This is a genomic window from Verrucosispora sp. WMMA2044, assembly GCF_027497155.1.
GTDB classification, from domain to species: Bacteria; Actinomycetota; Actinomycetes; order Mycobacteriales; family Micromonosporaceae; genus Micromonospora; species Micromonospora palythoicola.
Genome location: NZ_CP114913.1, coordinates 5,239,922 through 5,263,822, shown reverse-complemented (window position 1 = coordinate 5,263,822; position 23,901 = coordinate 5,239,922). Strand labels below are relative to the sequence as shown.

Here is a 23,901-nt window from a genome sequence, read left to right as displayed (position 1 = left end):
GCCGCACCGTGTCACGGTGCGGCCGTCGGTGACGACTGGCTCAGGACGCGGTGAGCGCCGCCAGCGGTACGTCGGCGTCGGCGAGTGCCCGGATCACCGCGGCGGACTCGCTGAAGCCGATGATGAGCACCGCGTCGGCCCCGAACTGCTTGATCTGCTTGGCGCCCTCACCGAAGTTGATCGGGGCGGCCTCGGCGTCCTCGCCGGGCTCGTAGCCGAGCAGTTTCACCTTGTCGCCGCCGAAGCCGGCCCGCTCCAACTCGGCCCGGACGACCTCCTGGAGCCCCTTGCCGTACGAGTCCTGTCGCGCCACGATGGCGATCTTCTGCGGGCCGTCCCGGAGAATCACGTCGGCCAGCGCCCGACCCTGGAGACTGTCCGGCGGGGCGGTGCGGAAGTAGAGACCCTTGTCGTCGGCCTCGGTCAGATCCGCGGCCGTGTTGGACGGCGAGAACAGGATCAGGCCGGCGTCCACCACGTCGGGCAGCACGGCCGCGGAGATGCCCGAGCCACCGGCACCGATGATCACGTGTACGCCGGCGTCGATGTGACTGGCCACGGTCGCCTTGGCCACGGTCGGGCTGGTGCCGTCGTCGCCGTCGATCCAGACCACGTCCTCGCCGAGCACCCCACCGGCCGCGTTGATCTCCTTGAGGGCCAGCGCCGCACCGGCCGCGATCGGCGGGTTGGCGATGGCCAGGTCACCGGTCTTGGGGAGCAGGCCACCCAGGACCAGCGGGGCGCCGCTGTTCGGGTCGGGGAAGCTGCCGTTCTGCCGCTTCGCCTTCGGTGGCTTCTTCTTGCTCGCCGCCGACTCGTCACCGGCGCCGACGAACTCCGTCTTGGCGTCGTTGAGCTGTTGACCGTCGAAGTGCAGGGTCGCGTAACTGGCGGTGGCCGGCTCGCCCGCTTCCGTGAAGCCGGCCCGGGTGATCGACACGCTGCGGTACTCGATGTCGGTGCCCTGGCGGGCCAGTCGCAGGCACTGGCTCGCGGTGGTGCAGCTGGTGCCGTTGTTCGTGACGCCCACGATCTGCTTGGCGATGTCCGCGGGATCGGTCGACCCGGCGAGCTGCGCCGCCAGTGCGCTGATCAGCACCGCGTCGTACGCCTCGGCGGAGTAGAGGTAGTCGGTCAACCTCGGGTCCACGGACCGTAGCCGGTTCTTGAAGTTGTCCGGCAGCGGCGTGAGCGGAGTGGTGCCCTTCATCCCGTCGACCAGGCCGGCGCGATCCTGCAACTCCTCCGGGTACGAGTTGAGCATGTTGCCGTCCGTGCCGTAGAGGCGCACCTGTTGGGTGGTCGCCTCCTCGGGCTGCTCTTCCCCGCAGGCGCTGGTGGCGAGCAGGACCGTGGCGCAGACAGCCAGGATGGCCGTCCGCGAGCCGCGCGACATGTACATGGTCGTCCTTCCTCGGGCGAAGGTCCGCTGCGCAGACTAGCGTGCCGTGACGGGCGGCGGGACCGTGGAGGCCGGTCTATCCGCAGGTCGCCTCCACCATGTGCGGAGAGTAATTGTGGTGGGTTCCTTGACCGGCACCCGTACTGTGCGGTCCGTGACCGACTCGCCACAGCAGCTGTTCGAGGACGCCGCCGCCATCCTCAGCTCGGCCCTCGACGGGGACTCCGACGCGGTGGTGGGAACCTTCGATGCGGTGGTCGACCGGGCCGGCCTGGCCGGCGCGTACGACGTGGCGTGGTGCCTGGCCGCGACGATGGTGGGGGATCCGGTGCCGCCCGGAGCCTGCGCGCTCGACTTTCCCGGCATCGACCAGGCCGGGTACGACGCCCGGTGGGTGGCCCGCTTCGTCAGCGCGTACGCCAACGCCGACCTGGACACCGCCCGGGCGTTGTTCGGCGCGGCGGCCGCCGACGGGCTGCTGCCGGAGTGTCTGCTCACGCTCGCCGGCTCGACCGTGGCGACGCTGCGGCAGCGGGCCGCCTGACCGTCCGCGTCGGTGGTCGCGCCCGGCTCGGCGCTCATGCGGGCGAGTGGATCAGTGTCGCGGCGTAGCGGGAGAGCAGTTCGTGCCAGCCGGCGGTGAGCGCCCGCCGGTAGCCCTCGGCGGCGCTGCCGTGCCGGTCGAAGTGCCGATGCGCCACCTCGATGAGGGTGCCGGCCTCGGCGGGGGTGAAGAGCACCTCGACCTCGCTGGCCCGCGCCGGGTCGGGCACCGGTGCGCGATCCGCGCTGATCTGCCAGGTGAACACCAGGCGGCGGGGCGGATCCCAGGTCAGCACGCGCCCCCAGTCGGTGCGGAACCCGTAGGGCCCGACCTCGTAGAGCATCCCGCCAGGGCGCGGCTCCATGCCCAGCTCGGCCAGGAGGGTGGGGCCCGACCAGGTGTACTCCATCACCCACCAGTCGGCGAGCCGTCCGGTGAAGACCTCGTACGCCCGGTCGGCGGAGGCGGGGACGAACAGGGTGCTGCGGAGTGCGAACCGTTCAAGTTCCTGCTGGATGTCGGTAGGATCGGCCATCCCCTGTCCCATAGGCCCGGACCATACCGGCTCATGCCCCCGTGCGCAGCTTCCTCCGATGTCTGTCCCGCCTGATGATCGCCGTACTCGTCGGCGTCGATTGATCATGCGTTGTCGATCCGCCTCCGCGCCGGGATGGCCGTCCGGAGAGCGGGTATGCGCGGCGGGACGTCGCCGGGCGGTCCGCGACGGTGAGGCGGAGCGGGAACATGACAGACAGCGAAGAGTTCTCGGTGCCCGGTGCGGAGCGGTCGACCGGTCCGGACGGCGGCGATGGGCCGGAGCCGGACGTGCTGCTCGACGTCCCGAAGGTCTCGGTCAACTCGATCCAGCTCTCCGTGGACCGGTTGGACGCCGACCTGTCCCTGCGTGCTCGGCTTGCCGGTCTGCTCCAGCTCGACGCCGGTGTTCGCGTACACGTCGAGGGCGTCGAACTCGACATCGACGGCGTGGAGGCGCAGGCCCTGCTGAAGGTGCGCCTGGAGAAGCTGGTGACGATCCTCGACCGCGCGCTGACCACCATCGACCGGAACCCGCAGGTGATCGACGCGCTGGCCCGCACCGCGAGCGCGGCCTTGGCGGACGTGAACCGGGTGGCGGACGACGCTGCCGGCGTGGTCGAACAGGTGGCTTCCGCTGCTGCGCCCGCCGCCGGACCCACCGTGGTCCGGGCCGAACCCGCTGTCCGGCAGCCTGGCCTGATGGCGGACCAGGCCGTACCGGTCGCCGCCCGGTCCACCGAGAGGGCGGGCCGGCCGCCCGACCGAGTTGGCCGGCTGATCGGCGAGCGGGGAGATCCCACCGTCCCTGCGGAGCCGGCGGCCGGCGGCCCAGGCCCGGTGGCGGGGCGCCCGGGCGGGCCGGGTCCGGCGGCTGGCGGTTCGGGTCCGGTGGCGGGGCGCCCGGGCGGGCCGGGTGCGGCGGCTGGCGGTTCGGGTCTGGCGGCGGGGCGGCCGGGCGAGTCGGGTGCGGCGGCGGGGCAACCAGGTGGTGCGACCGACGACCTGGGGCAGCAGGTGGGTGCCATCGGTGCGGTCGCCGACCGGGCACCCGGCCGCGAACCGGACACCCAGGCCCGGGACCGGGACCGGAGTCAAGGCCGGGAGGGCGGCCAGGACCGGAACCAGAGCCAGGGTCGCCACACGGAACGGCCCGAGGACCGGGAGGCGAGTCGAGGTCGGGACGTGGGCCGGGGAGCGGGGGCGGAGGAACCGGCCGAGCAGCATGGCCGGGGCGGCGAGAGGGCTGCCTCGTCGGAGCAGGGCCCGGCCGGCCACGACGAGACGTCCAGCCCTCGGCAGTTGGCCGAGCAGGCGGGGGAGACGCTTCTACGAGCCGGGCGCAGCGTGTGGGAGGCGATCCAGAGCGGCATGGCGCAGCGCCGACAGCAGGACCGGTGAGCTCGCCACGGCGCGAGACACCGCATGTCGCGCTCTGCACCGCCCCGGAGGCCGCGACTTGCCGCAATCCGAGCGCCCGAACGGCAGGAGGTTGTCTTTCAGCCGGTGAGCCGACCCAACCCGGGCAGGAAACGGCCGACACGTCCCGCGTAGCGGTGGTAGGCGTCACCGTGGGTGGCGATCAGATACGGCTCCTCCACCGCACGGACCTGCACCTGCAGCGCCACGATCAGGACGCCCAGGGCGGCGAGTGCCGCGGCGTTGGGCACCATGAGGGTCAGGCCGAGCATGGTCACGGCCATGGCGGTGAAGATGGGATTGCGGGCGTACGCGAACGCACCTCCGGTCACCAGTTCGGTGTGTTCGGACGGGTCGACTCCGATGCGCCACGAGGTGCCCATGGCGAGTTGGGCGGCGAGCGTCGCGCCGATGCCGACGGCGGTGACGACGAAGCCGGCCACGTGCAACGGTCGGTGATCCAGACCGGGCAGCGGGGGCAGGCCGGCGAGGGCGGCGGTCGGGCCCGCGAGGCCGAGCACGAGGGCCGCGACGAACAGCAGCTTGGCCCACCACCGAAGCCTGCCGACCGGGCCGGCGTCGAGACGCAGGCCGGTGTCTCCGGTGCGCCGCCACTGCGCGAACGTGCGCCAGCCGAACGCGAGCAGCAGGCCGAGCAGGTAGAGCAGCAGCGCGAGCCAGGCCATGGCGTCACACCTCCCGGTTGGTGCAGCAGTTGTCGGCGCAGCCCGAGGTCCGCCCGGTGGTCTCGGCGATCGCGACCGGTGCGCAGTCGTCGCAGTGCTCGCCGCGCCATGCCTGCACGCCTTCCCTGACCGCGACCCCGGCGATGACGAGCGCCGCGATCGGGTCCGCCCAGGACCAGCCCCACAGGGCGTTGAGGAGCAGGCCGACGAGCAGCACCGCGGACAGGTACGTGCACAGCAACGTCTGGGTGGAGTCGGCGATGACCGTGGCGGAGCCGAGTTCGCGTCCGGTGCGCCGCTTGGCGGCGACGAGCAGTGGCATCACGATCAGCGACGCCACGGCCAGGCCGATCCCGACCGGGCTGGCCTCGGCGTCAGCACTGCCCAGCAGCGACCGGAGGGCGTCGACGCTCACCCAGGCGGCCAGGGCGAAGAAGGAGAGGCCGATCAGCCGCAGCGCCAGCCGTTCCCGGTCCTCGGGGACCCGGGAGCGGAACTGCCAGATCAGCACCGCCGCGCTGGACACCTCGACGAACGAGTCCAGGCCGAAGCCGACAAGCGCGGTGGAGGAGGCCGCCGCTCCGGCGGCGATGGCGACCAGGCCCTCCAGGAGGTTGTAGCCGGCGGTGGCGTAGGCGAGCCACAGGCTGCGTCGGGACAGCACCGCCCGCCGTCGCGGCGGGACGGTCGACGTGCTCACGCCCGCGCCTCGGCGGGGGCGCCGTACACCGGGCAGAGGGCGACCGCCGCGCCGGTGGCCGCCAGTAGCAGCTCCGCCGCGCGCAGCAGGTCCAGCAGCTCGGGTCGGGTCAAGCCGTAGAACGACTGGCGGCCCTCGACCCGGTAGTCGACGAGGCCGCAGTCGCGCAGGCAGGCCAGGTGCTTGGAGACCGTCGACTGGGCCATGCCCAACTCGCTGGTCAGGTCCACCACCCGCGCCTCGCCGGCCGCGAGGCGGCGCACGATGGCCAGCCGGGTCGGGTCGCCGAGGGAGCGGAACAGCGCCACGGCCGAGGTCGGTGCTGACGTGCAATCAATCGCCACGAAGCGATGATAGCCGGATCCGAGGATGTATTAGGCCGGCGGGCGCTATCGCGGGCTTCTTTCCGCGAGTTCGGCGAAGGGCAGTGGGCAGCAGGGACTGTCGGCGCAGGCGACCAGGTCGTCACAGCCGGCGGAGATGGCGGCGCGCAGGGTGTCGCGGATGACGGTCAGGTCCGCCAACTTCTGCTCGATCTCGGCGAGCTTGCTCCTGGCCCGGGCCCGCAGGCCGCCGTCCGGTCGACGGCCGTGCCGGTGGCGGCCGGCGTCCAGCAGGTCGGCGACCTCGTCGAGCGTGAAGCCGAGACGCTGCGCCGTCTTGATGACCCGCAGGAGATCGACCGTCTCGGCCGGATAGATCCGGTGCCCACCCGGTGACCGCTGGGGGGAGGCGAGCAGGCCGCGTCGTTCGTAGTAGCGCAGGGTCTGTCGGTTGACGCCGGCCGCGTCGGCCAACTCCCCACTGCGCAGCCCGTACGACGTCATGTCCGCCGCCGTACGGCCGCGACCCGGTCGGCGAGGGCGTCGAGCACGTCGACGTGCCCGGCTGGCACGCGAACGTCCAGGGTCAGCGCATCCGGATCGGTCCGGAGCAGGTCGAAGAGGAAGAACGAGCAGCACGACGACTCGCGGGCCGTCAGATCGCGGGCCGTCTGCTCCACCTGCGTCGCGCTGTCCAGCCGCAACCGCAGATGCTGCGCCGACACCCGCTCCGCCGTTCGTACGGCCGCGCCGAAGAACCGGTCGAACTCGGCGAGCCGCAGGGGCCGGTCCGCCGTCGGCAGGGTGCACGCAGCCGGCACCCACGCCGCTCCGGTGATGTCCTGGGAACTCATACCCCACGGTAAGCCGGTACCCAGGTACCGGATGCAAGCTCCGAGGTCGGGCGTTGACACCCAGATGCATGATCGCTCCGTGACCATGATTGACCCGGACCCGGCATGGGCCGCCCTGCGTCTCGTCGGTGCGGTCCTCAGCCTTGCCGTGGTCCTACTCGGCGTGCGGGTCGCGGTGACGCGGCGGTTTCCCGTGGTCTGGACGCGGGCCGCTCGGCTGACCGAGAGGCAGCGGTCCCAGCCGCTCCGTCGCGGTGGCTTCCTCGCCCTGTGCGGTGCGAGCCTGCTCGTGCAGCAGGTGCCGTTTCTCGCCCCCGTGCCCGTCGCGGTCGGACGGGTCCTGTTCGCCCTGGCACTGCTGCTGGTCGTGAGCGCGGTGGGATGGTTCGCCCTGCTCCGCCGCTGAGAGCAACCAGCCGAGGGCGCAAAGCAGAACGCCGACCGGCGTTTCCGCTGGTCGGCGTTGCAATAGCCCGGCGAAAGGCTATGTGGCCAGGGGCGGGGTCGAACCGCCGACCTTCCTATTTTCAGGCACGAGCGGCACTCGGCTCTGCCGCCGAACCGCTGGCGGAGGCACGATCGCGGGGTGGTCGGCCACCGCCGGGGTAGGGGCGATCGACTGCCGCGCCTCTCTGCGGCTTGCCACCGGGTGTATGAGTTCTGCCGGCGGCTGACTGCCAGGACCAGCGACTGCCCTTCGGTCGCGGCGGGCCGGGACGGTGCAGCTAAGAGACGTCGAACAGGCGCAGGCCGTCGTACTCCGCGAAGTCCGCGTAGTCCTTGCCGTTGAAGGTCGCCAGCGGAAGCCGGTCGACCAGGCAGCAGGCCGCGATCCAGGAGTCGTTCGTCGGCCGAGGACGCCCCCGACGCTGCGCCCTCGCCTGGAGCTGGCCCCAGGTGGTCGCCACCGCCTCGTCAAAGGGCAGCAGCACCACGCCGGATCGCCACTGCGCGAGATCAGCGAGCTTGCGCGGCCCCCAGCTCCGCAGCACGGTCCACTTGGTCAACTCTCCGAGCGTGACGAACGTGATGCACGGGGTTTTACCGGCCAGCCGGGCACGAAGCCGGTCATGCAGTCGGCCTCGCAGGATCGCCGACGCGACGTCGGTGTCCAGGACGACCAGGCTCACGCGGCACTGGCCCGCCGAGAGGCGTACAGATCGGCGAGGAAGTCATCCAACTCTTCGTCGGACTCGAACAGATCCGGGCGGGCCAGATCGTCAACGGAGGCGACCGGCCGCACGCCCTGACGGCGGGCCAACTCCTCCGCCGGCACATGCTCAGCGGTCGGCCACTCGGACATCCGCTCGGCGTTGCTCGACATCACGACCCACCTCCTCCAACACACACCGTTGCCCATTGTCGCACGGTCAGCACCGGCCCCACCGTCACTCGGCAGCGCGGAGAGCCGGAGACGCGGCCAACCGCCCCGGCCCGGCAGCCCGGAGGTAAGCCACGTTCGCCGGACAACCACGCGGCCGTGCCGGCCACGTGCCGGTAGCGCGTCCCAGGCGGTCAACAGCGGTCATGATCCGGCACACCCCCGCTGACCACGTGATCCGGGCAGATCATGACAGCCGAGAACGACCTTCCAAACTGGTGGTGCTGGCCCTTGCCCAGATCCCATTCGGGTCGTCACACTTCGGGTCCGAGAAGGGATCAGCGTGTTTCGGCTCGAAACAGACCCTGATGGCATTGGCCGCTCCGTTGCCGAGCAGCTACGGGATGTGCCCAAGTCCACCAGGCGCGCCTTATGTGCGGCGGCTTGTGAGGCGGCGCTCTCTCGTACCGGCGTTACCTATTCCGTGCTTCATGAGACGGTGAAGAAGATCAGAAAGGGCGACGTGTTGAAGAGTGGGCGCGACGCCGTCACCGCAATCGTCTGTGAGCTGGATGTCGTCGCCTGGGATCTGGCTGACATGGCGGCCAGGCGTATCTGACTGCCTTCCGACGTGCGCGTGCCGCCGCAGCCGTCGAGCAGGCGATCGGCGAGCCGTCGGTCGCGGCCTGGGAGACAGCGTACGAGGCACACCACGCCGGGCTTTCCCTTGTCGAAATGGAGCGGTTGTTGGTCGACCTCCTGGCTGTCGGCCGGAGTCAGACGGGGTAGTCGGTCCGATGGACGTAGGTGAGCTGGCCCGGGTCGACGCCCCAACTGATGAGCAGCTCTTTCAGGTCGTTCTCGTCTTGAGCCTGCGCGGCCCGCAGGTCGGTCATGCCGTCACCTGGCCCAATGAGCCATTTCCAACCTGATGGTGCAGGTCAGCGGCGTGGAGGAGGCCTGTAGCCAGGTGAGGTGAGGCTCCCGGTAAGACAAGCAATCGACCAAGAAAGATGCCCCTCCCGGGAGCCTCGTTGCTGTCCTACCCTGCCTCGATCCCGTTGTCCACTCGATCCCTGAACCACGTCGCCGCCCTGATCCGCACCCATCGCCACCGGCGACGATCCCGGTGGCGGCGCCTCGACCCCGGCCGCCAAGCCCTGCTCGTGCTGGCCCATCTCCGTAACGGCGACACCTTTGCCCGTCTGGCCGCCGGATTCGAGATCGGTCTCGCCACCGCCTGGCGCTATGTCCACGAGGCGATCACGCTGCTCGCCGCGACCACCGACGACCTGCACCAGGCGATGAGCAGGATCCGACGGCTGGCCTACGCGATCCTCGACGGCACCCTGATCCCGATCGACCGCGTGTACGACCAGAAGCCGTACTACTCCGGGAAACACCGACGGCACGGGATGAACGTGCAGGTCATCGCCGACCCGGCCGGACGCCTCGTCTGGACATCGGCGGCGCTGCCCGGCTCGGCACACGACCTGACCGCCGCCCGCACCCACGACATCATCGCCGTGTTGACCAGCGCGAACGTGATGACCTTCGCGGACAAGGCGTACCAAGGCGCCGGCGGTTCAGTCCGCACCCCCTTCAAGCGCCATCGCTACCGCCCAACGCTGTCACGTCGGCAGAAGGCCGTGAACAAGGCCCACGCCCGCATCCGCGCCCGCGGCGAACGAGCCGTCGCCACCCTCAAAACCTGGAAAGTCCTGACCAAGCTGCGCTGCAGCCCATCCCGAACGACCGCGATCGTGCAGGCCATCCTCGTCCTGCACCACGTCGAGAACCCGACCTACCGAGGATGAAAAACGCTCAATGCACCAGTCGTTGTCAATGTGGCTGGCTTCGAACTCGCGGTGAAACAGGTTGAAGGCCTGCTTGTCGCCGACGTGGGCGGGGGGCCGGATCGGGTAGATGGCGACCCAGGCTCGGCGTCCGGGCACGGAGGCGGGGACCTCAGCGACGAGTTGCTGCCGGCGCCGGAGCGCGGTGCGGAGCGGGATCGGCCATCCTTCGGTTACGGCGACGATTGAACCACCAATTCATTCCTGGTAGGCAGCCTGATCTCGCATACGAGATCTGGCCGCGCGCGATCCACGTGCGATAGGGGCAACGACTGGTTGGTCCGGGGCAACGAGAGTCAGACCGGACGGCTGGCCAGCCGAGGGCGCAAAGCAGAACGCCGACCGGCGTTTCCGCTGGTCGGCGTCGCAATAGCCCGGCGAAAGGCTATGTGGCCAGGGGCGGGGTCGAACCGCCGACCTTCCGATTTTCAGTCGGACGCTCGTACCAACTGAGCTACCTGGCCGTGGTGCTCGGCTCATGCTACCCAACCTGCGGGATCGCCGCTGGGACGGGTCACATGCCCCGATACGCAGAACGCCGCGCTAGCTGCGCGGCGTCAGCGCTTGCGGTCCTGACGGGACTTGAACCCGCGACCTCCGCCTTGACAGGGCGGCGAGCACTCCAACTGCTCCACAGGACCTTGCTGGTGTTGCCTCCGGCCTGAGCCGAACCGTGCCCCCAACGGGATTCGAACCCGTGCTACCGCCTTGAAAGGGCGGCGTCCTGGGCCGCTAGACGATGAGGGCGGCCCCGCCATCATTGCACACTCGCAACGTTGAGCGGACTTGCTCCCATCCGGCCCCGCCGGAGGCTTCGAAAGCATACGTGATGGCGTACCGGTCAACCAAACCGGTATGGCGGCAGCCACAACGGCACGGAAAACACCAGCTCAGAGTCGGTCTAGGTGAGCCTGGCGACGCCGTGGTCACGCTTCAGACCGGCGATCACCTTGGCGCAGGCCGCGAGGGTGGCCGCCCGGTTGCCGCCCCCGTCGTGCAGCAGCACCACGGCTCCGGGACGGGCCGAGCGCTTCACCCGCTTCTCGATGGTGGCCGCCGTCGGCTTGGCCCAGTCCTGCGGGTCGACGGTCCAGTGCAGCGAGCGCATGTCGAGCTGCTTGGCGACCTTCACCACCTCGGCGGTCCACCGGCCCCCGGGCTGGCGGTAGAACGGCACCTTCGCCTTCGGCACCGCCCGCCTGATCTCCCGGTTGGTGCGCACCAGATCGGCGCGGATCTCGGCGACCGGCCGCCGGGCCAGGTCGAGATCGTGGTTCCAGCTGTGGTTGCAGAGCTGGTGCCCCTCCCGGACGATCCGCCGCAGCAGGCCCGGATGCTTGCGGACCTGGGTACCCACCACACAGAAGGTGGCGGTCACCTTGGCTGCCTTGAGGCGGTCGAGCACCTTCGGAGTCCAGGCCGGATCCGGGCCGTCGTCGAAGGTGAGGGCCACCTTGGCGGTACCGGTGGTGCGGACCAGACCGGCCGGCAGTTTCGCCGGCAGCGGCCGTAGCCGCGGCTTGGGTGGCACGGCACGGGTCGGCGACGGAGCGGGCTCCGGCGGCAGGGCGGCCGAGGGTGGCGGGCTGGACGGGGCGGTGGCCGCCGGCGCGCCGCCACCGCCGCCGCAGCCGGCGACGAGCAGGACGGCCAGGCCGGTGAGGCAGGCCAACAGGGCACGGTGACGCATCGTTCGCTCCCGAGAGGGGTTCGGGGTACGCGGACGACCAGACGCTAGTTCACCCGGTTGACGTGGGACGACGCCGGGTCAGGACGCGGGTGCCCTCCGTACGGCCGGGGCGCGGGCCGAGCCGCCCAAGCCTGCCGGACCGAGCGGTCAGGAGGCGGCCGGACGGTCGAGCGAGTCGTGCACGGCGACGGTGAGGGCGACCGCCTCGGTCAGGTCGCTCGGGCGTACCACGCCGGCCGGCAGGCTCCGGGCCGGCCAGCCCGGTCCGGACGCGAGCACGAGCAGCGGCCGGCTCGGTGCGGTGAGCAGGGCGGTGAGCTGGGCCGGGTCGGCGGTGGCCCGAGTCTGTGACCAGAGCACCACGGCGGCCGGACCGGTCCGGTCGACGGCGGCGAGCAGCGCGGTCACCGGCACCCGGGCACCGAGCATCCGGTAACCGACGCCGGCCTCGGCCAACGCTGCGGCGAGCGCCTCCAGCGCGAGACTGTGCTGCTCCTCGTCGGCGCAGGCGAGCAGGACGCGCGGTGGCCCGGACGCGGGGCCGGCGGACGCCACCGCACCCAACGCCGCCGAGACACAGCGGGACACCAGGTGCTCGACCTCGATCACGTCGCCGGTGGCGGCGTGCCGCTCACCGAGACCGACGAGCAGCGGGCGCAGCAGCCGGTCCCAGGTCGTGACCACGCCGTCGGCGGCGATGGCGCGGGAGATCGTCGCACCGATGGCCGCGGCGTCCAGCCGCATCGCGGCGCGGGCCAACCCCCGGACCGCCGGCCCGGCCCGGCCGACCGGGATGGTCGTACCGCCGCCGTCGCGTCGTCTGAGCACGGCACGGGAGGCGCCGACAGCCGCGAGGGCGTCCGGTGCCTGACGGGCCCAGCGGGCCGCCTCGGCGGGGCTGACTCCTTCGGCGGTGAGCCGCCGCATCACTTCGAGTCGAGCCAGGTCGGCCGGGGTGTAGCGCCGGTGGTGGCCGGGAATGTGCTGGCTGGGCCCGAGGCCGTACCGCTGGTGCCAGGTACGCAGCGTGGTCACCGCAACCCCCAGGCGCTGGGCGACCGCGCCCGCGCTCAGCGCCTCATCGGCCACCCGGCCGCTCCGGCGCGTCGTCGTCGGCCGGCTGCCCGGGCGGTTGTGCCGGCTGCCACAGCCGATCCAGAACGCCACCCAGCCACGGCGCGTAGTCGTCGGGGTCACGGTGCAGCGCGGCGGCGAGCTGGGCCGGCTCCACCCAGCGCAGCTCCGCCACCTCGGTCGGCTCCGGGCGTAACGACCCGTCGGGTTGGAACTCGCCGAGCAGGACGTGGTCGTACTCGACCTCGACCCGCCCGGTGCCCGGATCCTCCGCCCGGTAGACGTAGACGCCGATCTCGCGCAGCGGCACCGGTCCGACGCCCAGCTCCTCCGACAGTCTGCGGTTGGCGGCCTCGGCCAGCGCCTCCCCCGGCTGCGGATGACCGCAGCAGGAGTTCGCCCAGCGCGACGGGAAGCGGGTCTTCGTCGCGGCGCGCCGCTGGAGCAGCAGCCGGCCGTCCGGTGCCACGAGCAGTACGGAGAACGCCCGGTGCAGCTGACCGGGCGGCTGGTGGGCGACGGCCACCGTGGCCGCCCCGACGGGCTGGCCGGTGTCGTCGACCAGTTCGACGAGGTGGCTCTCCCGGGACTGCGGCATCAGCGCCACCCACCGATCCTCGGCGCCGTCTCACTGCTCAAGATCACAGCTGCTCCCCCGTGATCCGGGCGGCGGCGAGCTTGCCGGAGATCAGCACCATCGGTACGCCGACACCGGGCTGGGTACCCGAGCCGACGAAGACCACGTTGGACAGCGAGCGGTGCAGGTTCGACGGTCGGAACGGGCCGGTCTGGAACAGGGTGTGCGCGGAGGCGAACGGCGTACCGGCGGCCATGCCCTGCTCGGCCCACTCCGCCGGGGTGATCGCCCGCAACACCTCGACGCCCGAGCCGAAGTCGACGTATCCGCGCTCCTCCAGGGTGGCGATGAGCTGATCGGTGTAGCGGGCGGTGAGGTCGCCGCGCCAGTCGAAGGGCGCCCGGTCGAGGTTCGGCACCGGAGCCAGCACGTAGTAGGTGTGCCGGCCGGCGGGCGCCACCGCCGGGTCCGTCCGGCTCGGGTTGGTGACCAGCAGGGACGGGTCGGACATCAGGTTTCCGCGTCGGATGACCTCGTCGAAGGTGCCCTGCCAGGCCCGCCCGAAGTGGATGTTGTGATGGGCGATCCGCCGGTAGCCCTGGGTCGAACCCACGTGCAGCACGACGCACGAGGGCGAGTAGGTGAGCCGGCGCTGCCGGGCCGGCGGCAGCAGGTCGCGGTAGGCCACCGGAAGGTCGGGGTTGAGCACCACGGCGTCGGCGGGGACGAACTCCCCGTCGGCGGTCACCACCCCGGTGGCCCGGCCGTTCGCGGTCTCCACCCGGGTCACCGTGGTGCCGTAGCGGATGCGTACGCCGTGCTTCTCGGCGGCGCCGGCCAACCCTCGGGAGACCGCGTGGATGCCGCCGCGCGGGAAGAAGACCCCGGCCACCGAGTCGAGGTACGCGATGACCGCGTAGATGGCGAGTGCGTCGTGCGGAGCGAGCCCGGCGTACATCGCCTGGAAGGAGAAGATCCGTCGGGTACGCGGATCCCGGAAGAACTGGTTGATCTTCGTTTGCAGTCGCCGGAAGGCGCCGGTGGCGACGAGCTTGAGCAGGTTGCCGGTGAGCAGGTCGGTCGGAGCGTCGAGATTGCGTTCGATGAAGTCGGCCCGTTCCAGTCGCCACAGGTTCCGGGCGAAGTCGACGAACCGCAGGTAGCCGTCGGCTTCCCGGGGCCCACAGACCCGGGAGATCTCCGCCGCCATCGCGGTGGTGTCGGTGAGCACGTCCAGCGTGGAACCGTCCGGGTAGTAGGCACGGTAGGCCGGGTCGAGCGGCACCAGGTCGAGCCAGTCGGTCAGCTCCTCACCGACCGCGGCCAGCGCCTCGGCGATGAGGTCGGGCATGGTGAGCACCGTGGGCCCGGTGTCGAACTCGTAGCCGTCGACGCTGAGCCGACCGGCCCGCCCACCCGGCACCGGCTCGCGCTCCAGCACGGTCACCTGGCGTCCGCTGCCGGCCAGGTGCAGCGCGCAGGCCAGCCCGCCGAGCCCGGCCCCGACAACCACCACCCGATCAGTACGCCCGTCAACGGTCCGCACCGGCGACCACCTCTCTGTGCAGGGAGCCCATCATGCCCGCCGATGGGTGGCGGCGGCCGCGAGGCCGACAAGTGCGGTACGGGCGGTCTCGTCGACGGCGACCGCGTCGAGCGCGGCCAGCGCGTCCTCGACCCGCTCGTCGATCATCCGCTCGATCCGTCGCACGGCGCCGGTGTCGAGCACGACCTCGGCGAGCCGGGCGATCTCGGGCTCGTCGGCCCGCCGGCCGGCGCCGTCCAGTGCCCGTAGCTGCGTCGGCGTGGCCAGTTCCCGGGCCAGCACCAGCAGCGCCGTCGGTTTGCCGGTACGCAGGTCGTCGCCGGCCGGCTTGCCGGTGGTGGTCGGGTCACCGAAGACACCGAGCAGGTCGTCGCAGAGCTGGAAGGCCTCGCCGACGGCCAGGCCGTAGCGGGTGTACGCCCCGGCCAGCTCGCTGTCCCCGTCGACGCCGGCAAGACTGGCACCGAAGAGCAGCGGCCGTTGCACGGTGTAGCTGGCGGTCTTGTACCGGGCCACCCGGAGCGCCCGGTCGACCGACCAGCTCAGCGGGTCGGTCTCGCCGAGGACGTCGAGGTACTGCCCGGCGACCGTCTCCACCCGCATCCGGTCGTAGCCGCGTCGTACCTGGAGCAGCCGGTCCGCCGGCAGGTCGGCCAGGGCCAGCAACTGGTCGGCCCAGACCATGCAGAGGTCACCGATGAGTACGGCGACCGCCTCGCCGAAGCGCCCGGAGTCGCCGTTGCGGCCCGCCGCGGCGTGCTGGCTGGCCACCGCCACGTGCGCGGTGGGTCGGCCGCGTCGGGTGGCGGAGGCATCCATCACGTCGTCGTGCACCAGCGCGAAGGTGTGCAGCAACTCCAAGGTGGCCAGTGCGGGCAGCACCGGGGTCACCGGCACGTCGCCGCCGACCGCGCCACGCCATCCCCAGTAGGCGAACGTGGGCCGGACCCGCTTCCCGCCGGAGAGGACGCAGTCGCGGGCGGTGGCGGCGAAGCCGCCCATCGCCGGGTCGATCGCGGTGAGCGCGTCGACCTCGGCAGTCAGGAACTCGGCGAGCGTGGTGTCGACGGCGACGACGATGTCGCGCGTGTAGGCGGCCAGCACGGCAGCGATCGGGTCGTCGCCACCGACCGGCTGCTCAGGGACCACGCGAAGGAGGTTACCCGTTGGTCCGTCGCTGGCCATGCCGCTGAGCGTACCCTAGGGTCTCAAGTTGCGTCGATTGGTGCGTCGAATCAGAGGAGGGCCCGGTGGACCTGGATCTCGCCGCTGCCTACGACAGATGCCGTGAGCTGCACAGACGGCACGGCCGCACCTACTATCTCGCCACCCGGCTGCTGCCCGCATGGAAACGGCGGCATGTGCACGCTTTATATGGGTTCACCCGCTACGCCGACGAGATCGTCGACCAGACCGACGCCCTGCCACCGGCCGAGCGTGCCGCCCGGCTGGACGACTGGGGTGGCCGGTTCGTCGCCGGGCTGCACGGTGCGCCGGTGACCGACCCGCTGCTTCCGGCGGTGCTGCACACCATCGCCGTGTTCGACCTCGAGCGGGAGGACTTCGCCTCGTTCCTCAAGAGCATGGCGATGGACCTGACCGTCACCTCGTACCGCACCTATGAGCACCTGCTGGACTACATGGAGGGCTCGGCCGCGGTCATCGGCACGATGATGCTGCCCATCCTGGGCAGCTCCGATCCGGTGGCGGCCCGCGAGCCCGCCCGCCAGCTCGGCTTCGCCTTCCAGCTGACCAACTTCATCCGGGACGTCGGCGAGGATCTGGCCCGGGGGCGGACCTACCTGCCCGACGAGGACCTGGCCGCCTTCGGCGTGACCCGGGACGACCTGTCCGCCTGCGCCGCCGCCGGGCGGGCCAGCGAGCCGGTCCGCGAACTCATCCGGTACGAGGTGACCCGCGCCCAGGCGCACTACCTCGCCGCCGCGCCGGGCGTGGTCCTGCTCGACGGTGCCTCGCAGGCCTGCATCCGTACCGCCTACCTGCTCTACGGCGGCATCCTCGACGAGGTGGCCGCCCAGGACTACGACGTGTTCGCCCGCCGCGCCACGGTGCCGCAGCGGCGTCGGTTGGGCGTGGCCACCCGCGCCCTGCTGTCCCCGGCCGGCAGCCCGGTCGCCGTGCCCGGTCCGCCGCCGCGGTGAGCGACCGTACCGCCGTCGTGCTGTTCACCCGCGACCTGCGGGTGCACGACCACCCGGCACTGGCGACCAGCTGCGCCGCCTTCGACCGCGTGGTCCCGCTGTACGTGCTGGACCCCGCGCTCGCCGAACTGTCGCCGAACCGCACCCGCTTCCTGCACCAGAGCCTCGCCGCGCTCCGCGAGGCGCTGCGTGGGCTCGGCGGTGACCTGGTGCTGCGACACGGTGATCCGGTGGCCGAGACGATCCGGCTGGCCGGCGAGGTGGGTGCCGAGGCCGTCGCGCTCTCCGCCGACGTCTCCCGGTACGCGGCCCGCCGGGCGCGACGCCTGGGCGTCGAGTGCGACCGGCACCGGCTCCATCTGAGGTTCTTTCCCGGCCTGACGGTGGTCGAGCCAGGGGAGCTGAGCCCGGCCAGCGGCGACCACTACCGGGTGTTCAGCCCGTACCACCGGGCGTGGAGTGCCCGGCAGTGGCGGGCGGAACTGTCGGCGCCGACGAGCGTGACGTTGCCGGTCGGCGTGCCGGTCGGGCGCCTCCCGGCGCTGCCGTCGGGTGAGTCGCCGGACGCGGTCGCCGGCGGGGAGGACGAGGCGCGACGTCGGTTGGCGCGGTGGCGGCCCGACGTCGCGCGCTACGGCGACCGCCACGACGACCTGGCCGGCGACGCCACCTCCCGGCTCAGCCCGTACCTGCGCTTCGGCTGCCTGTCACCGTTGACCGTGGCCAACGCGATCGACGACCGGGAGTCACCGTTCGTCCGGCAACTCTGCTGGCGGGACTTCTACCACCAGGTGACCGCGGCCTTCCCCGACCTGCCCCGCAAGGCGTACCGGCGCCGGGCGACCGAGCACTGGCGCTACGACGAGCAGGCCCTCACCGCCTGGGCGCAGGGGCGCACCGGCCTGCCGGTGGTGGACGCCGGCATGCGTCAGCTGCGGGCGCAGGGGTGGCTGCACAACCGCGCCCGCCTCATCACCGCCGGCTACCTGACCAAGACGCTCGGGCTGGACTGGCGGGACGGGCAGGCGGTCTACTTCCGGTGGCTGCTCGACGGCGACATCGCCGACAACGCAGGCAACTGGCAGTGGGTCGCCGGCACCGGCAACGACACCCGGCCGTACCGGGGATTCAACCCGGTACGGCAGGCCGAGCGGTACGACCCCGACGGCGCGTACGTGCGGCGGTGGGTGCCCGAGCTGGCGTCGGTGGCCGGCGGGGCGGTGCACCAGCCGTGGCGACTGCCCGAAGCGCTGCGCCGCACCCTCGACTACCCGCCGCCGTTGGAGCCGCCCGGTGACACCCCGGTCTGGCTGCGCTAACCGAGCAGCTGCTGCCACAGGTAGAACAGCGCGAAACCGGCGAAGAACACGATCGCGATCACCACGAGCCCGGTGGCCACCCGACCGGCGCGCAGCGCGGCCGGGAGCGTACGCCGGTTGAGCCAGAGCACGAGCGCCGCGACCAGCGGAATGTGCAGGGCCTCGATCGACCCCGCCACGGTGAGCAGCCCCACCGGGTCGCCGAAGAGCACGAAGACCGTGAACGGCAGCACCGCGAGCCAGCCGATGACGGCGACCCGACCGAGGACCGCCGGTCGGGCCCAGGGGCGCTGCGTGAGGTGGTCCGGCAGGGCCTTGCGGATGCCGTCGGTGTACAGCCGCTTCCAGCCGTCGATGTTGGTCAGCGTGGCCGTCCAGAAGGCCGAGATGAGGCCCACCACCATCAACCAGAACCCGACACTGCCGAAGACCTCACTGAACAGCGTGGTCAGGTCGCGGGCGACGTCGGACTCGGCGGGCACGATGCCCTCCGGACGCAACAGCTCCGCACCGAGCACGAGGAAGGCCACCGTGATGATCCCGACGCCCACGACGGCGAACGTCGAGTCGAGCGTCATGGTTCGCAGCCACTGACGTACCCGGGCCACCTGACCCTCGTCCAGGCCGCGCGGGTCGAGCCGGCTCGGCTCCTCCAGCGCGCCGACCCCCACGCCCTTCGCCGCGACCCAGTACGAGTACCACATCAGCCCGGCGGCACCGTTCGACAGGAAACCCAGCCAGGGCAGGATGTCGGCGACCACGAGATCCTCGGGCACGGTGGGCACCACACCCGACGCGGCCTCGCCGAGGTCGGGGCCGACAAGCACGGCGGCCAGGACCACCCCGACCGCCAGCAGCAGCCCGATCACCCGGGACACCCACTCCACGCCGGTGTAGTGGCCGAACAGCACCAGACCGGCCGCCGCCGCGATCACCACCGCCGTCCAGAGTTGGATCGGACCGGGTGCGGCCAGGGTGAAGGCGCTGCCAGCGGCGCTCGCGATGCCGGCGATGGCGGCGACGCCCACCACCAGCTGCGGTACCAGGATGACCCACAGCGCCCAGCCACGGGGACCGGGCAGCTCCGCCATCCCGCTGAGCAACCGTCGGCCGGTCACCACGCTGTAGCGCCCGATCTCCCGGGTCACGAAGAGCTTGAGCAGCAGGGCCGCGATCAACGCCCACAGCAGGGCGTACCCGTACTGGGCGCCGACCCGGGGCGTGAACAGCAGCTCTCCGGTGGCCAGGGCGGCCAGCGCCCAGAGCACACCGGGGCCGATGTAGCCGAGTTTGGCCCGGCCGGTCGGCGGCTCCGGCACCGTCACCCGTCGTTCGCGGCTGCTGACCAGCGCCTCTTCCATCACCCGTACCCTTCGTCGTCGGTTCCTGCTGTCCTTGGCCCTACCCACGGGGCCCGGCGTCGTACCGGTCGGGCGCGGATCGAGTCGGTCCCGCTCCCTGTCCGCGACGTTGGCGTGGCCGGGTGGCCGGGGGCGGCCCGGTGCGCGATGCTGGCGGCATGGCGGAGCCGGAACTGGTCGACGTGGTGGTGCTCGGACTCGGAGTCGGCGGGGAGGAGGTGGCCGGTCGGCTGGCGGAGGCCGGGCTCACCGTGGTCGGCGTGGAACGCGACCTGGTCGGCGGGGAGTGTCCCTACTGGGGGTGCGTGCCGAGCAAGATGATGATCCGGGCAGCGAACGCGATCGCCGAGGCCCGACGGGTCGACGGCCTCGGCGGCACCGCACAGGTCACCCCGGACTGGGCGCCGGTGGCGAAGCGGATCCGGGCGGAGGCCACCGACGACTGGGACGACCGGGTGGCGGTGCAGCGGTTCACCGACAAGGGCGGGCGCTTCGTACGCGGCAGCGGCCGACTCGACGGACCGGGCCGGGTGCGGGTCGGCGACCAGGTCTTCCAGGCACGCCACGGCATCGTGCTGGGTACCGGCACCCGCCCGTCGGTGCCGCCGGTGGACGGGCTGGCGGACACCCCGTACTGGACCAACCGCGAGGCCATCGAGGTCGAGGAACTGCCCGGCTCGCTGCTGGTGCTGGGCGGCGGCGCGATCGGGCTCGAACTGGCGCAGGTCTTCGCCCGTTTCGGCGTACGGGTCACCGTGGTCGAGGCGCTCGACCGGGTACTGGCCGTCGAGGAGCCGGAGTCGTCCGAGGCGGCGGCTGCCGCGTTGCGGGCCGACGGGGTGGAGATCCACACCGGGGTCAAGGCCGCCCGGGTCGAGCACGGCGTCGGCGGGTTCACCCTGCGCGGCGCCCGGGGCGAGGAGTTCACCGCCGAACGGTTGCTGGTGGTGACCGGCCGCCGCGCCCACCTGGACGAGTTGGGGCTGGACACGGTGGGCGTCAACGCGGGCGGGCGGTACCTGCCGGTGGACGACCGGCTGCACGTCACCGAGGGAATCTGGGCGGTCGGCGACGTCACCGGCGAGGGTGCCTTCACCCACGTCGCCATGTACCAGGCGTCCATCGTGGTCGCCGACGTACTCGACCACGCGCGACGGTCGCAGGGCGGCGCGGACCCGAGCGGTACGGCCAGCGTGGTCGGCGGCGCCGTCGGCGTGGCCAGTTCGTTGGCCGCCACCGGATCGAGCGGTTCGGCGGGCTCGGTGCCCCGCGCCGACTACCGGGCGTTGCCCCGGGTCACCTTCACCGATCCGGAGATCGGCGCGGTCGGTCTCACCGAGCAGCAGGCCCGCGACCGCGGCATCAACGTGCAGGTCGGCTTCACCCGGCTGGCGTCGTCGACCCGGGGCTGGATCCACAAGACCGACGAGGACGGCTTCATCAAGCTCGTCGCGGACGCCGACCAGGGGGTGTTGATCGGGGCGACCTCGGCCGGCACCGCGGGCGGCGAGGTGCTCTCCGGTCTGGTGGTGGCGGTGCACGCGGCAGTCCCGCTGAGCCAGCTCCGGCACATGATCTACGCGTACCCGACCTTCCACCGGGCGATCTCCGACGCGTTGCACAATCTCGGACAGTGACCGGATAGCATCTGTCATCCTGCGACAGGCTGCTGTTCTTTTCTTGCAGTGGGTCGGCGTACTATTGCGGCCGTGACGAAACGACTGACCGAGGTCGCCCGCAAGGCAGGCGTCAGCGAAGCCACCGTGAGCCGGGTGCTCAACGGCCGCGATGGCGTGGCCGAGGCGACCCGGACGGCGGTGCTGACCGCCCTGGACGTGCTCGGTTACGAGCGGCCGAGCAAGCTGCGCGGTGAACGTGCCCGACTGGTCGGGCTGGTGTTGCCCGAGTTGCAGAACCCGATCTTCCCGGCGCTGGCCGAGGTGGTCACCGGCTCGTTGGCGCAACGCGGCTTCACCCCGGCCCTGTGCGCCCGCACCATCGGCGGCGTCTCCGAGGCCGCGTACGTCGAGATGCTGCTGGACCATCAGGTCTCCGGCGTGATCTTCGCTGGCGGGTCGTACGCGCTGGCCGACGCGTCGCACGAGCACTACCGACGGCTGACCGACCGGGGGTTGCCGGTGGTGCTGGTCAACGCGGGTGTGGACGAACTCGGCTTCCCCCGGGTGTCCACCGATGACGCGGTCGCGGTCGAGCAGGCGTACGGCCACCTGCGCTCGCTGGGGCACGAACGGATCGGCCTGGTGCTGGGGCCCGAGGACCACGTGCCGTCGCGGCGGAAACTGACCGCGATGGGCCGGGTCGCCGGCTGGGACGCGGGGACCGAGTGGGTCGAGCGTTCCAGCTTCTCGATGGAAGGGGCCCGGGTCGCGGCGACCAAACTGGTCGACCGGGGAATCAGCGGGATCATCTGTGCCAGTGACGTGTTGGCCTTGGGCGCGATCCGCGCGGTGCGCCGGCTCGGCCGTTCGGTGCCCGACGACGTCTCGGTGGTCGGCTACGACGACTCGGCGTTCATGACCTGCACCGATCCGCCGCTGACCACCGTCCGGCAGCCGATCGAGACGATGGGGCAGGCGGCCGTGGACCTGCTGGTCACTCAGATCGAGGGCGGGGGTGTGCTCACCGACGAGTTGCTCTTCGAGCCCGAACTTGTGGTGCGCGGCTCGACGGCGCCCACGCCACGCCGCTGACTCCACCGGCACCGATCCGGCACCGCCCCGCCGTTGTGGAACCCTGGGCCGCTCCGCCCCGCTGAACCCGACGCTCTCGGCCGCCGACCGCTACCCGCGGTCGGCGGCTTTCCGTCGTTGCCGCGCCCTGCGTGACGTCGTTTCGGTCCCATGACACCTGCCAGCACGGTCGCCCTCTGGCAGAAGATGGTCGCTTAATTTCAAGAGTCGATTCAAACCTTGCTGGATCGAGTCGTCGACGCTACAGTGACTCCACTCACACCTGGCCGCCGGTAGGTAACGGAGGGTCAGGGGTGCAGCCCGGACACCGATCACCAGCAGGTCTCGCGGCGTGGGACACCAACCGCCGATCACCGACTTCACCTAGACACCCGTTCCCGAAGGGATGGACAGATGTCCGTACCGCAGTACCGGAAGGCAGCTGCGTTGACGCTCGTGGCCGGTCTGGGGCTCGGCCTCGCGGCCTGCTCCACCAAGAGCGGCGACACCAGCGGCGACGCGAGCGGCAAGGTCACCATCACCGTCGACTGCCAGCCGGTCGGCGCCCAGAAAGAACTGCTGCAGAACTGGAACGCCGACGTCGCCGAGTTCCAGCGGCAGAACCCCGACATCGTGGTCAAGAGCGTGAGCGTCGGCGAGCAGTGCAACAACCCGCCGGACTTCACCGCCCGGCTGGCCGGCGGCACCGTGACCGACGTGTTCTACGGGTACATGACCGACCTGCAGCAGGTGCTCGACTCCGGCCAGGCGATGGACATCACCGAGTACGCCACCACGGACACCATCCCCACCTGGGACAGCGTCGACCCGGCGCTGAAGGAGGTCTTCACCGACGACGGGAAGCTCTACGCCGTACCGGTGAAGAACTACTCCATGGGCCTGGTCTACAACAAGGTGCTGTTTCAACGGGCCGGTCTCGACGTGAACAGCCCGCCGAAGACCTGGGCCGAGGTCCGGGACGCCGCCAAGAAGATCTCCGCGCTCGGCGACGGCATCGCCGGCTACGCCGAATACAGCGCCGGCAACACCGGCGGCTGGCACTTCACCGCCCTGCTCTACTCGCAGGGCGGCCAGGTGCTGACCGCCGACGGCAGCAGGGCCGACTTCAACAACGCCCTGGGCCGGCAGGTCCTCCAGAACCTCAAGGACATGCGCTACGGCGATGACAGCATGGGCGATCGTCAGCTGCTCCAGTGGGGCGACCTGCTGACCAACGCGGGCGCCGGCAAGGTCGGCATGTTCATCGGCGCGCCGGACGCCACCCAGGCGATCGTCAGCCAGTTCCAGGGCAGATTCGAGGACTGGGCGATGGGGCCGCTGCCCGGCCAGGACGGCCCGGCCAAGAGCACGCTCGGTGGCGGCGAGGGCTACTTCTTCAAGAAGGACCTCACCCCGGAGCAGGTCCGCGCCGGTCTCAAGTGGATCGCGTACCAGAAGCTCACGCCCGGCAAGGGCCAACTCGACTACGTCCGGGCCAAGCCACAGAACTACCCGGTCGGTCTGCCACAGCCGCTGCTGTTCACCAACGGCAGCCAGGCGCAGCAGCAGGAGCTGGAGCTGCGCAAGGCCAACGCGAACGTGGACACCGCGAACTTCGCGAACTTCGAGGCCAACCCGGTCCCGATCAAGGGTGAACCGCGCAACGCGCAGGCGATCTACGCGGTGCTGGACGCGGTGATGTCCGGCGTGCTGACCAACCCGAACGCCAACATCGACACGTTGCTCAGGACCGCCGAGGAGAAGGTCAACAAGCTCCTCGCCGCCGAGAGCTGAGTACCGGGGCGGGGGTCGGAGGCCCCCGCCCCCGATCGCACCCGTCGTC

The 23,901-nt window shown here is 71.4% G+C and carries 25 protein-coding genes and 3 tRNA genes; 10 read left to right on the top strand and 18 right to left on the bottom strand.

The window, feature by feature from the left end; all coding sequences use genetic code 11:
- Window positions 1–40: 40 nt before the first annotated feature.
- Window positions 41–1,402, bottom strand: coding sequence for an ABC transporter substrate-binding protein (locus O3597_RS23975; RefSeq protein ID WP_164446644.1), 1,362 nt, complete (start codon window positions 1,400–1,402; stop codon window positions 41–43).
- A 154-nt stretch (window positions 1,403–1,556) separates the two neighbouring features.
- Here O3597_RS23975 and O3597_RS23970 point away from each other — a divergent pair, with 154 nt between their 5' ends.
- Window positions 1,557–1,946: a hypothetical protein gene (locus tag O3597_RS23970; RefSeq protein ID WP_164446643.1), complete on the top strand. Its 390-nt coding sequence runs from the start codon at window positions 1,557–1,559 to the stop codon at window positions 1,944–1,946.
- A 34-nt stretch (window positions 1,947–1,980) separates the two neighbouring features.
- Here O3597_RS23970 and O3597_RS23965 read toward each other — a convergent pair whose 3' ends face one another.
- A complete protein-coding gene (locus O3597_RS23965) occupies window positions 1,981–2,493 on the bottom strand; it encodes an SRPBCC family protein (protein WP_164446642.1) in 513 nt (170 codons plus the stop codon).
- 197 nt (window positions 2,494–2,690) lie between these two features.
- Here O3597_RS23965 and O3597_RS23960 point away from each other — a divergent pair, with 197 nt between their 5' ends.
- The gene (locus O3597_RS23960) at window positions 2,691–3,881 is read left to right on the top strand and encodes a hypothetical protein (RefSeq protein WP_281602461.1); all 1,191 of its coding nucleotides are present in this window, start codon (window positions 2,691–2,693) and stop codon (window positions 3,879–3,881) included.
- Between the two features lie 98 nt (window positions 3,882–3,979).
- Here O3597_RS23960 and O3597_RS23955 read toward each other — a convergent pair whose 3' ends face one another.
- From O3597_RS23955 to O3597_RS23935, 5 genes are read right to left on the bottom strand one after another with little or no spacing between them, the layout of a single operon-like run.
- Entirely contained in the window at window positions 3,980–4,585 is a 606-nt protein-coding gene (locus tag O3597_RS23955; RefSeq protein ID WP_281602460.1) for an isoprenylcysteine carboxylmethyltransferase family protein, read from the bottom strand.
- 4 nt (window positions 4,586–4,589) lie between these two features.
- Window positions 4,590–5,285 (bottom strand): cation transporter, encoded by a 696-nt coding sequence (locus O3597_RS23950; protein WP_281602459.1) that lies wholly within the window; start codon window positions 5,283–5,285, stop codon window positions 4,590–4,592.
- On the bottom strand, window positions 5,282–5,629 hold the full coding sequence (locus O3597_RS23945; RefSeq protein WP_164446638.1) for a metalloregulator ArsR/SmtB family transcription factor: 348 nt from the start codon (window positions 5,627–5,629) through the stop codon (window positions 5,282–5,284). Before O3597_RS23945 ends, O3597_RS23950 begins: the two co-directional genes overlap by 4 nt.
- Window positions 5,630–5,674: 45 nt before the next feature.
- A complete protein-coding gene (locus O3597_RS23940) occupies window positions 5,675–6,112 on the bottom strand; it encodes a MerR family transcriptional regulator (protein WP_164446637.1) in 438 nt (145 codons plus the stop codon).
- Window positions 6,109–6,462 (bottom strand): hypothetical protein, encoded by a 354-nt coding sequence (locus O3597_RS23935; protein ID WP_166458179.1) that lies wholly within the window; start codon window positions 6,460–6,462, stop codon window positions 6,109–6,111. Before O3597_RS23935 ends, O3597_RS23940 begins: the two co-directional genes overlap by 4 nt.
- Before the next feature lie 79 nt (window positions 6,463–6,541).
- On the opposite strand from O3597_RS23935, the gene O3597_RS23930 reads away from it, so the two are divergent.
- The gene (locus O3597_RS23930) at window positions 6,542–6,868 is read left to right on the top strand and encodes a hypothetical protein (RefSeq protein ID WP_164446636.1); all 327 of its coding nucleotides are present in this window, start codon (window positions 6,542–6,544) and stop codon (window positions 6,866–6,868) included.
- A 319-nt stretch (window positions 6,869–7,187) separates the two neighbouring features.
- On the opposite strand, the gene O3597_RS23925 is transcribed toward O3597_RS23930, so the two are convergent.
- Window positions 7,188–7,592, bottom strand: a complete 405-nt coding sequence (locus tag O3597_RS23925) for a type II toxin-antitoxin system VapC family toxin (protein ID WP_164446635.1) — start codon at window positions 7,590–7,592, stop codon at window positions 7,188–7,190.
- Window positions 7,589–7,786: a hypothetical protein gene (locus tag O3597_RS23920; protein WP_269740377.1), complete on the bottom strand. Its 198-nt coding sequence runs from the start codon at window positions 7,784–7,786 to the stop codon at window positions 7,589–7,591. Before O3597_RS23920 ends, O3597_RS23925 begins: the two co-directional genes overlap by 4 nt.
- A gap of 340 nt (window positions 7,787–8,126) precedes the next feature.
- Between O3597_RS23920 and O3597_RS23915 the strand changes: the two genes are divergently transcribed.
- Together O3597_RS23915 and O3597_RS23910 are read left to right on the top strand one after the other, a co-directional pair.
- On the top strand, window positions 8,127–8,402 hold the full coding sequence (locus O3597_RS23915) for a hypothetical protein (protein WP_164446632.1): 276 nt from the start codon (window positions 8,127–8,129) through the stop codon (window positions 8,400–8,402).
- A 415-nt stretch (window positions 8,403–8,817) separates the two neighbouring features.
- The gene (locus O3597_RS23910) at window positions 8,818–9,600 is read left to right on the top strand and encodes a transposase family protein (protein ID WP_281601705.1); all 783 of its coding nucleotides are present in this window, start codon (window positions 8,818–8,820) and stop codon (window positions 9,598–9,600) included.
- 429 nt (window positions 9,601–10,029) lie between these two features.
- Here O3597_RS23910 and O3597_RS23905 read toward each other — a convergent pair.
- The 8 genes from O3597_RS23905 to O3597_RS23870 all read right to left on the bottom strand — a co-directional run bounded on the left by O3597_RS23905 (window position 10,030) and on the right by O3597_RS23870 (window position 15,711).
- Window positions 10,030–10,103: transfer RNA gene (locus tag O3597_RS23905), tRNA-Phe, on the bottom strand.
- Window positions 10,104–10,206: 103 nt separating this feature from the next.
- A tRNA-Asp gene (locus O3597_RS23900) sits at window positions 10,207–10,280 on the bottom strand.
- Window positions 10,281–10,313: 33 nt separating this feature from the next.
- Window positions 10,314–10,386: transfer RNA gene (locus O3597_RS23895), tRNA-Glu, on the bottom strand.
- A 154-nt stretch (window positions 10,387–10,540) separates the two neighbouring features.
- Window positions 10,541–11,329, bottom strand: coding sequence for a polysaccharide deacetylase family protein (locus tag O3597_RS23890; RefSeq protein WP_281602458.1), 789 nt, complete (start codon window positions 11,327–11,329; stop codon window positions 10,541–10,543).
- Between the two features lie 147 nt (window positions 11,330–11,476).
- Window positions 11,477–12,418, bottom strand: coding sequence for a MerR family transcriptional regulator (locus tag O3597_RS23885; RefSeq protein ID WP_281602457.1), 942 nt, complete (start codon window positions 12,416–12,418; stop codon window positions 11,477–11,479).
- Window positions 12,408–13,001 (bottom strand): isopentenyl-diphosphate Delta-isomerase, encoded by a 594-nt coding sequence (gene idi, locus O3597_RS23880; protein ID WP_281604623.1) that lies wholly within the window; start codon window positions 12,999–13,001, stop codon window positions 12,408–12,410. Before idi ends, O3597_RS23885 begins: the two co-directional genes overlap by 11 nt.
- A gap of 43 nt (window positions 13,002–13,044) precedes the next feature.
- The gene (crtI, locus tag O3597_RS23875) at window positions 13,045–14,526 is read right to left on the bottom strand and encodes a phytoene desaturase family protein (protein WP_281602456.1); all 1,482 of its coding nucleotides are present in this window, start codon (window positions 14,524–14,526) and stop codon (window positions 13,045–13,047) included.
- Between the two features lie 30 nt (window positions 14,527–14,556).
- Complete coding sequence (locus O3597_RS23870; RefSeq protein ID WP_164446628.1) at window positions 14,557–15,711, bottom strand: polyprenyl synthetase family protein; 1,155 nt, start codon at window positions 15,709–15,711, stop codon at window positions 14,557–14,559.
- A gap of 65 nt (window positions 15,712–15,776) precedes the next feature.
- On the opposite strand from O3597_RS23870, the gene O3597_RS23865 reads away from it, so the two are divergent.
- Window positions 15,777–16,688 (top strand): phytoene/squalene synthase family protein, encoded by a 912-nt coding sequence (locus O3597_RS23865; protein ID WP_164446627.1) that lies wholly within the window; start codon window positions 15,777–15,779, stop codon window positions 16,686–16,688.
- Complete coding sequence (locus tag O3597_RS23860; protein WP_281602455.1) at window positions 16,685–18,007, top strand: deoxyribodipyrimidine photo-lyase; 1,323 nt, start codon at window positions 16,685–16,687, stop codon at window positions 18,005–18,007. The genes O3597_RS23865 and O3597_RS23860 overlap by 4 nt, the downstream gene beginning before the upstream one ends.
- Here the strand turns inward: O3597_RS23860 and O3597_RS23855 are convergent.
- Window positions 18,004–19,368 carry an Nramp family divalent metal transporter gene (locus O3597_RS23855; RefSeq protein WP_281602454.1) on the bottom strand — a complete coding sequence of 455 codons (1,365 nt, stop codon included), beginning with the start codon at window positions 19,366–19,368 and terminating at the stop codon, window positions 18,004–18,006. The two genes, O3597_RS23860 and O3597_RS23855, sit on opposite strands and share 4 nt — an antisense overlap.
- Window positions 19,369–19,526: 158 nt before the next feature.
- Here O3597_RS23855 and O3597_RS23850 point away from each other — a divergent pair, with 158 nt between their 5' ends.
- From O3597_RS23850 to O3597_RS23840, 3 genes are all read left to right on the top strand, one after another.
- Window positions 19,527–21,005, top strand: coding sequence for an FAD-dependent oxidoreductase (locus O3597_RS23850; protein WP_281602453.1), 1,479 nt, complete (start codon window positions 19,527–19,529; stop codon window positions 21,003–21,005).
- Window positions 21,006–21,077: 72 nt separating this feature from the next.
- A complete protein-coding gene (locus O3597_RS23845; protein WP_164446623.1) occupies window positions 21,078–22,079 on the top strand; it encodes a LacI family DNA-binding transcriptional regulator in 1,002 nt (333 codons plus the stop codon).
- Window positions 22,080–22,472: 393 nt separating this feature from the next.
- On the top strand, window positions 22,473–23,852 hold the full coding sequence (locus O3597_RS23840) for an extracellular solute-binding protein (protein WP_281602452.1): 1,380 nt from the start codon (window positions 22,473–22,475) through the stop codon (window positions 23,850–23,852).
- Window positions 23,853–23,901: the final 49 nt, after the last annotated feature.

Coding starts and splice junctions, on each gene's coding strand:
- O3597_RS23870 (WP_164446628.1), bottom strand. CDS start 15,711: ATGGCCAGCGACGGACCAACGGGTAACCTCCTTCGCGTGGTCCCTGAG.
- O3597_RS23935 (WP_166458179.1), bottom strand. CDS start 6,462: ATGAGTTCCCAGGACATCACCGGAGCGGCGTGGGTGCCGGCTGCGTGC.
- idi (WP_281604623.1), bottom strand. CDS start 13,001: ATGCCGCAGTCCCGGGAGAGCCACCTCGTCGAACTGGTCGACGACACC.
- O3597_RS23840 (WP_281602452.1), top strand. CDS start 22,473: ATGTCCGTACCGCAGTACCGGAAGGCAGCTGCGTTGACGCTCGTGGCC.
- O3597_RS23955 (WP_281602460.1), bottom strand. CDS start 4,585: ATGGCCTGGCTCGCGCTGCTGCTCTACCTGCTCGGCCTGCTGCTCGCG.
- O3597_RS23920 (WP_269740377.1), bottom strand. CDS start 7,786: ATGTCGAGCAACGCCGAGCGGATGTCCGAGTGGCCGACCGCTGAGCAT.
- O3597_RS23850 (WP_281602453.1), top strand. CDS start 19,527: ATGGCGGAGCCGGAACTGGTCGACGTGGTGGTGCTCGGACTCGGAGTC.
- O3597_RS23890 (WP_281602458.1), bottom strand. CDS start 11,329: ATGCGTCACCGTGCCCTGTTGGCCTGCCTCACCGGCCTGGCCGTCCTG.
- O3597_RS23975 (WP_164446644.1), bottom strand. CDS start 1,402: ATGTACATGTCGCGCGGCTCGCGGACGGCCATCCTGGCTGTCTGCGCC.
- O3597_RS23855 (WP_281602454.1), bottom strand. CDS start 19,368: ATGGAAGAGGCGCTGGTCAGCAGCCGCGAACGACGGGTGACGGTGCCG.
- O3597_RS23940 (WP_164446637.1), bottom strand. CDS start 6,112: ATGACGTCGTACGGGCTGCGCAGTGGGGAGTTGGCCGACGCGGCCGGC.
- O3597_RS23965 (WP_164446642.1), bottom strand. CDS start 2,493: ATGGGACAGGGGATGGCCGATCCTACCGACATCCAGCAGGAACTTGAA.
- O3597_RS23960 (WP_281602461.1), top strand. CDS start 2,691: ATGACAGACAGCGAAGAGTTCTCGGTGCCCGGTGCGGAGCGGTCGACC.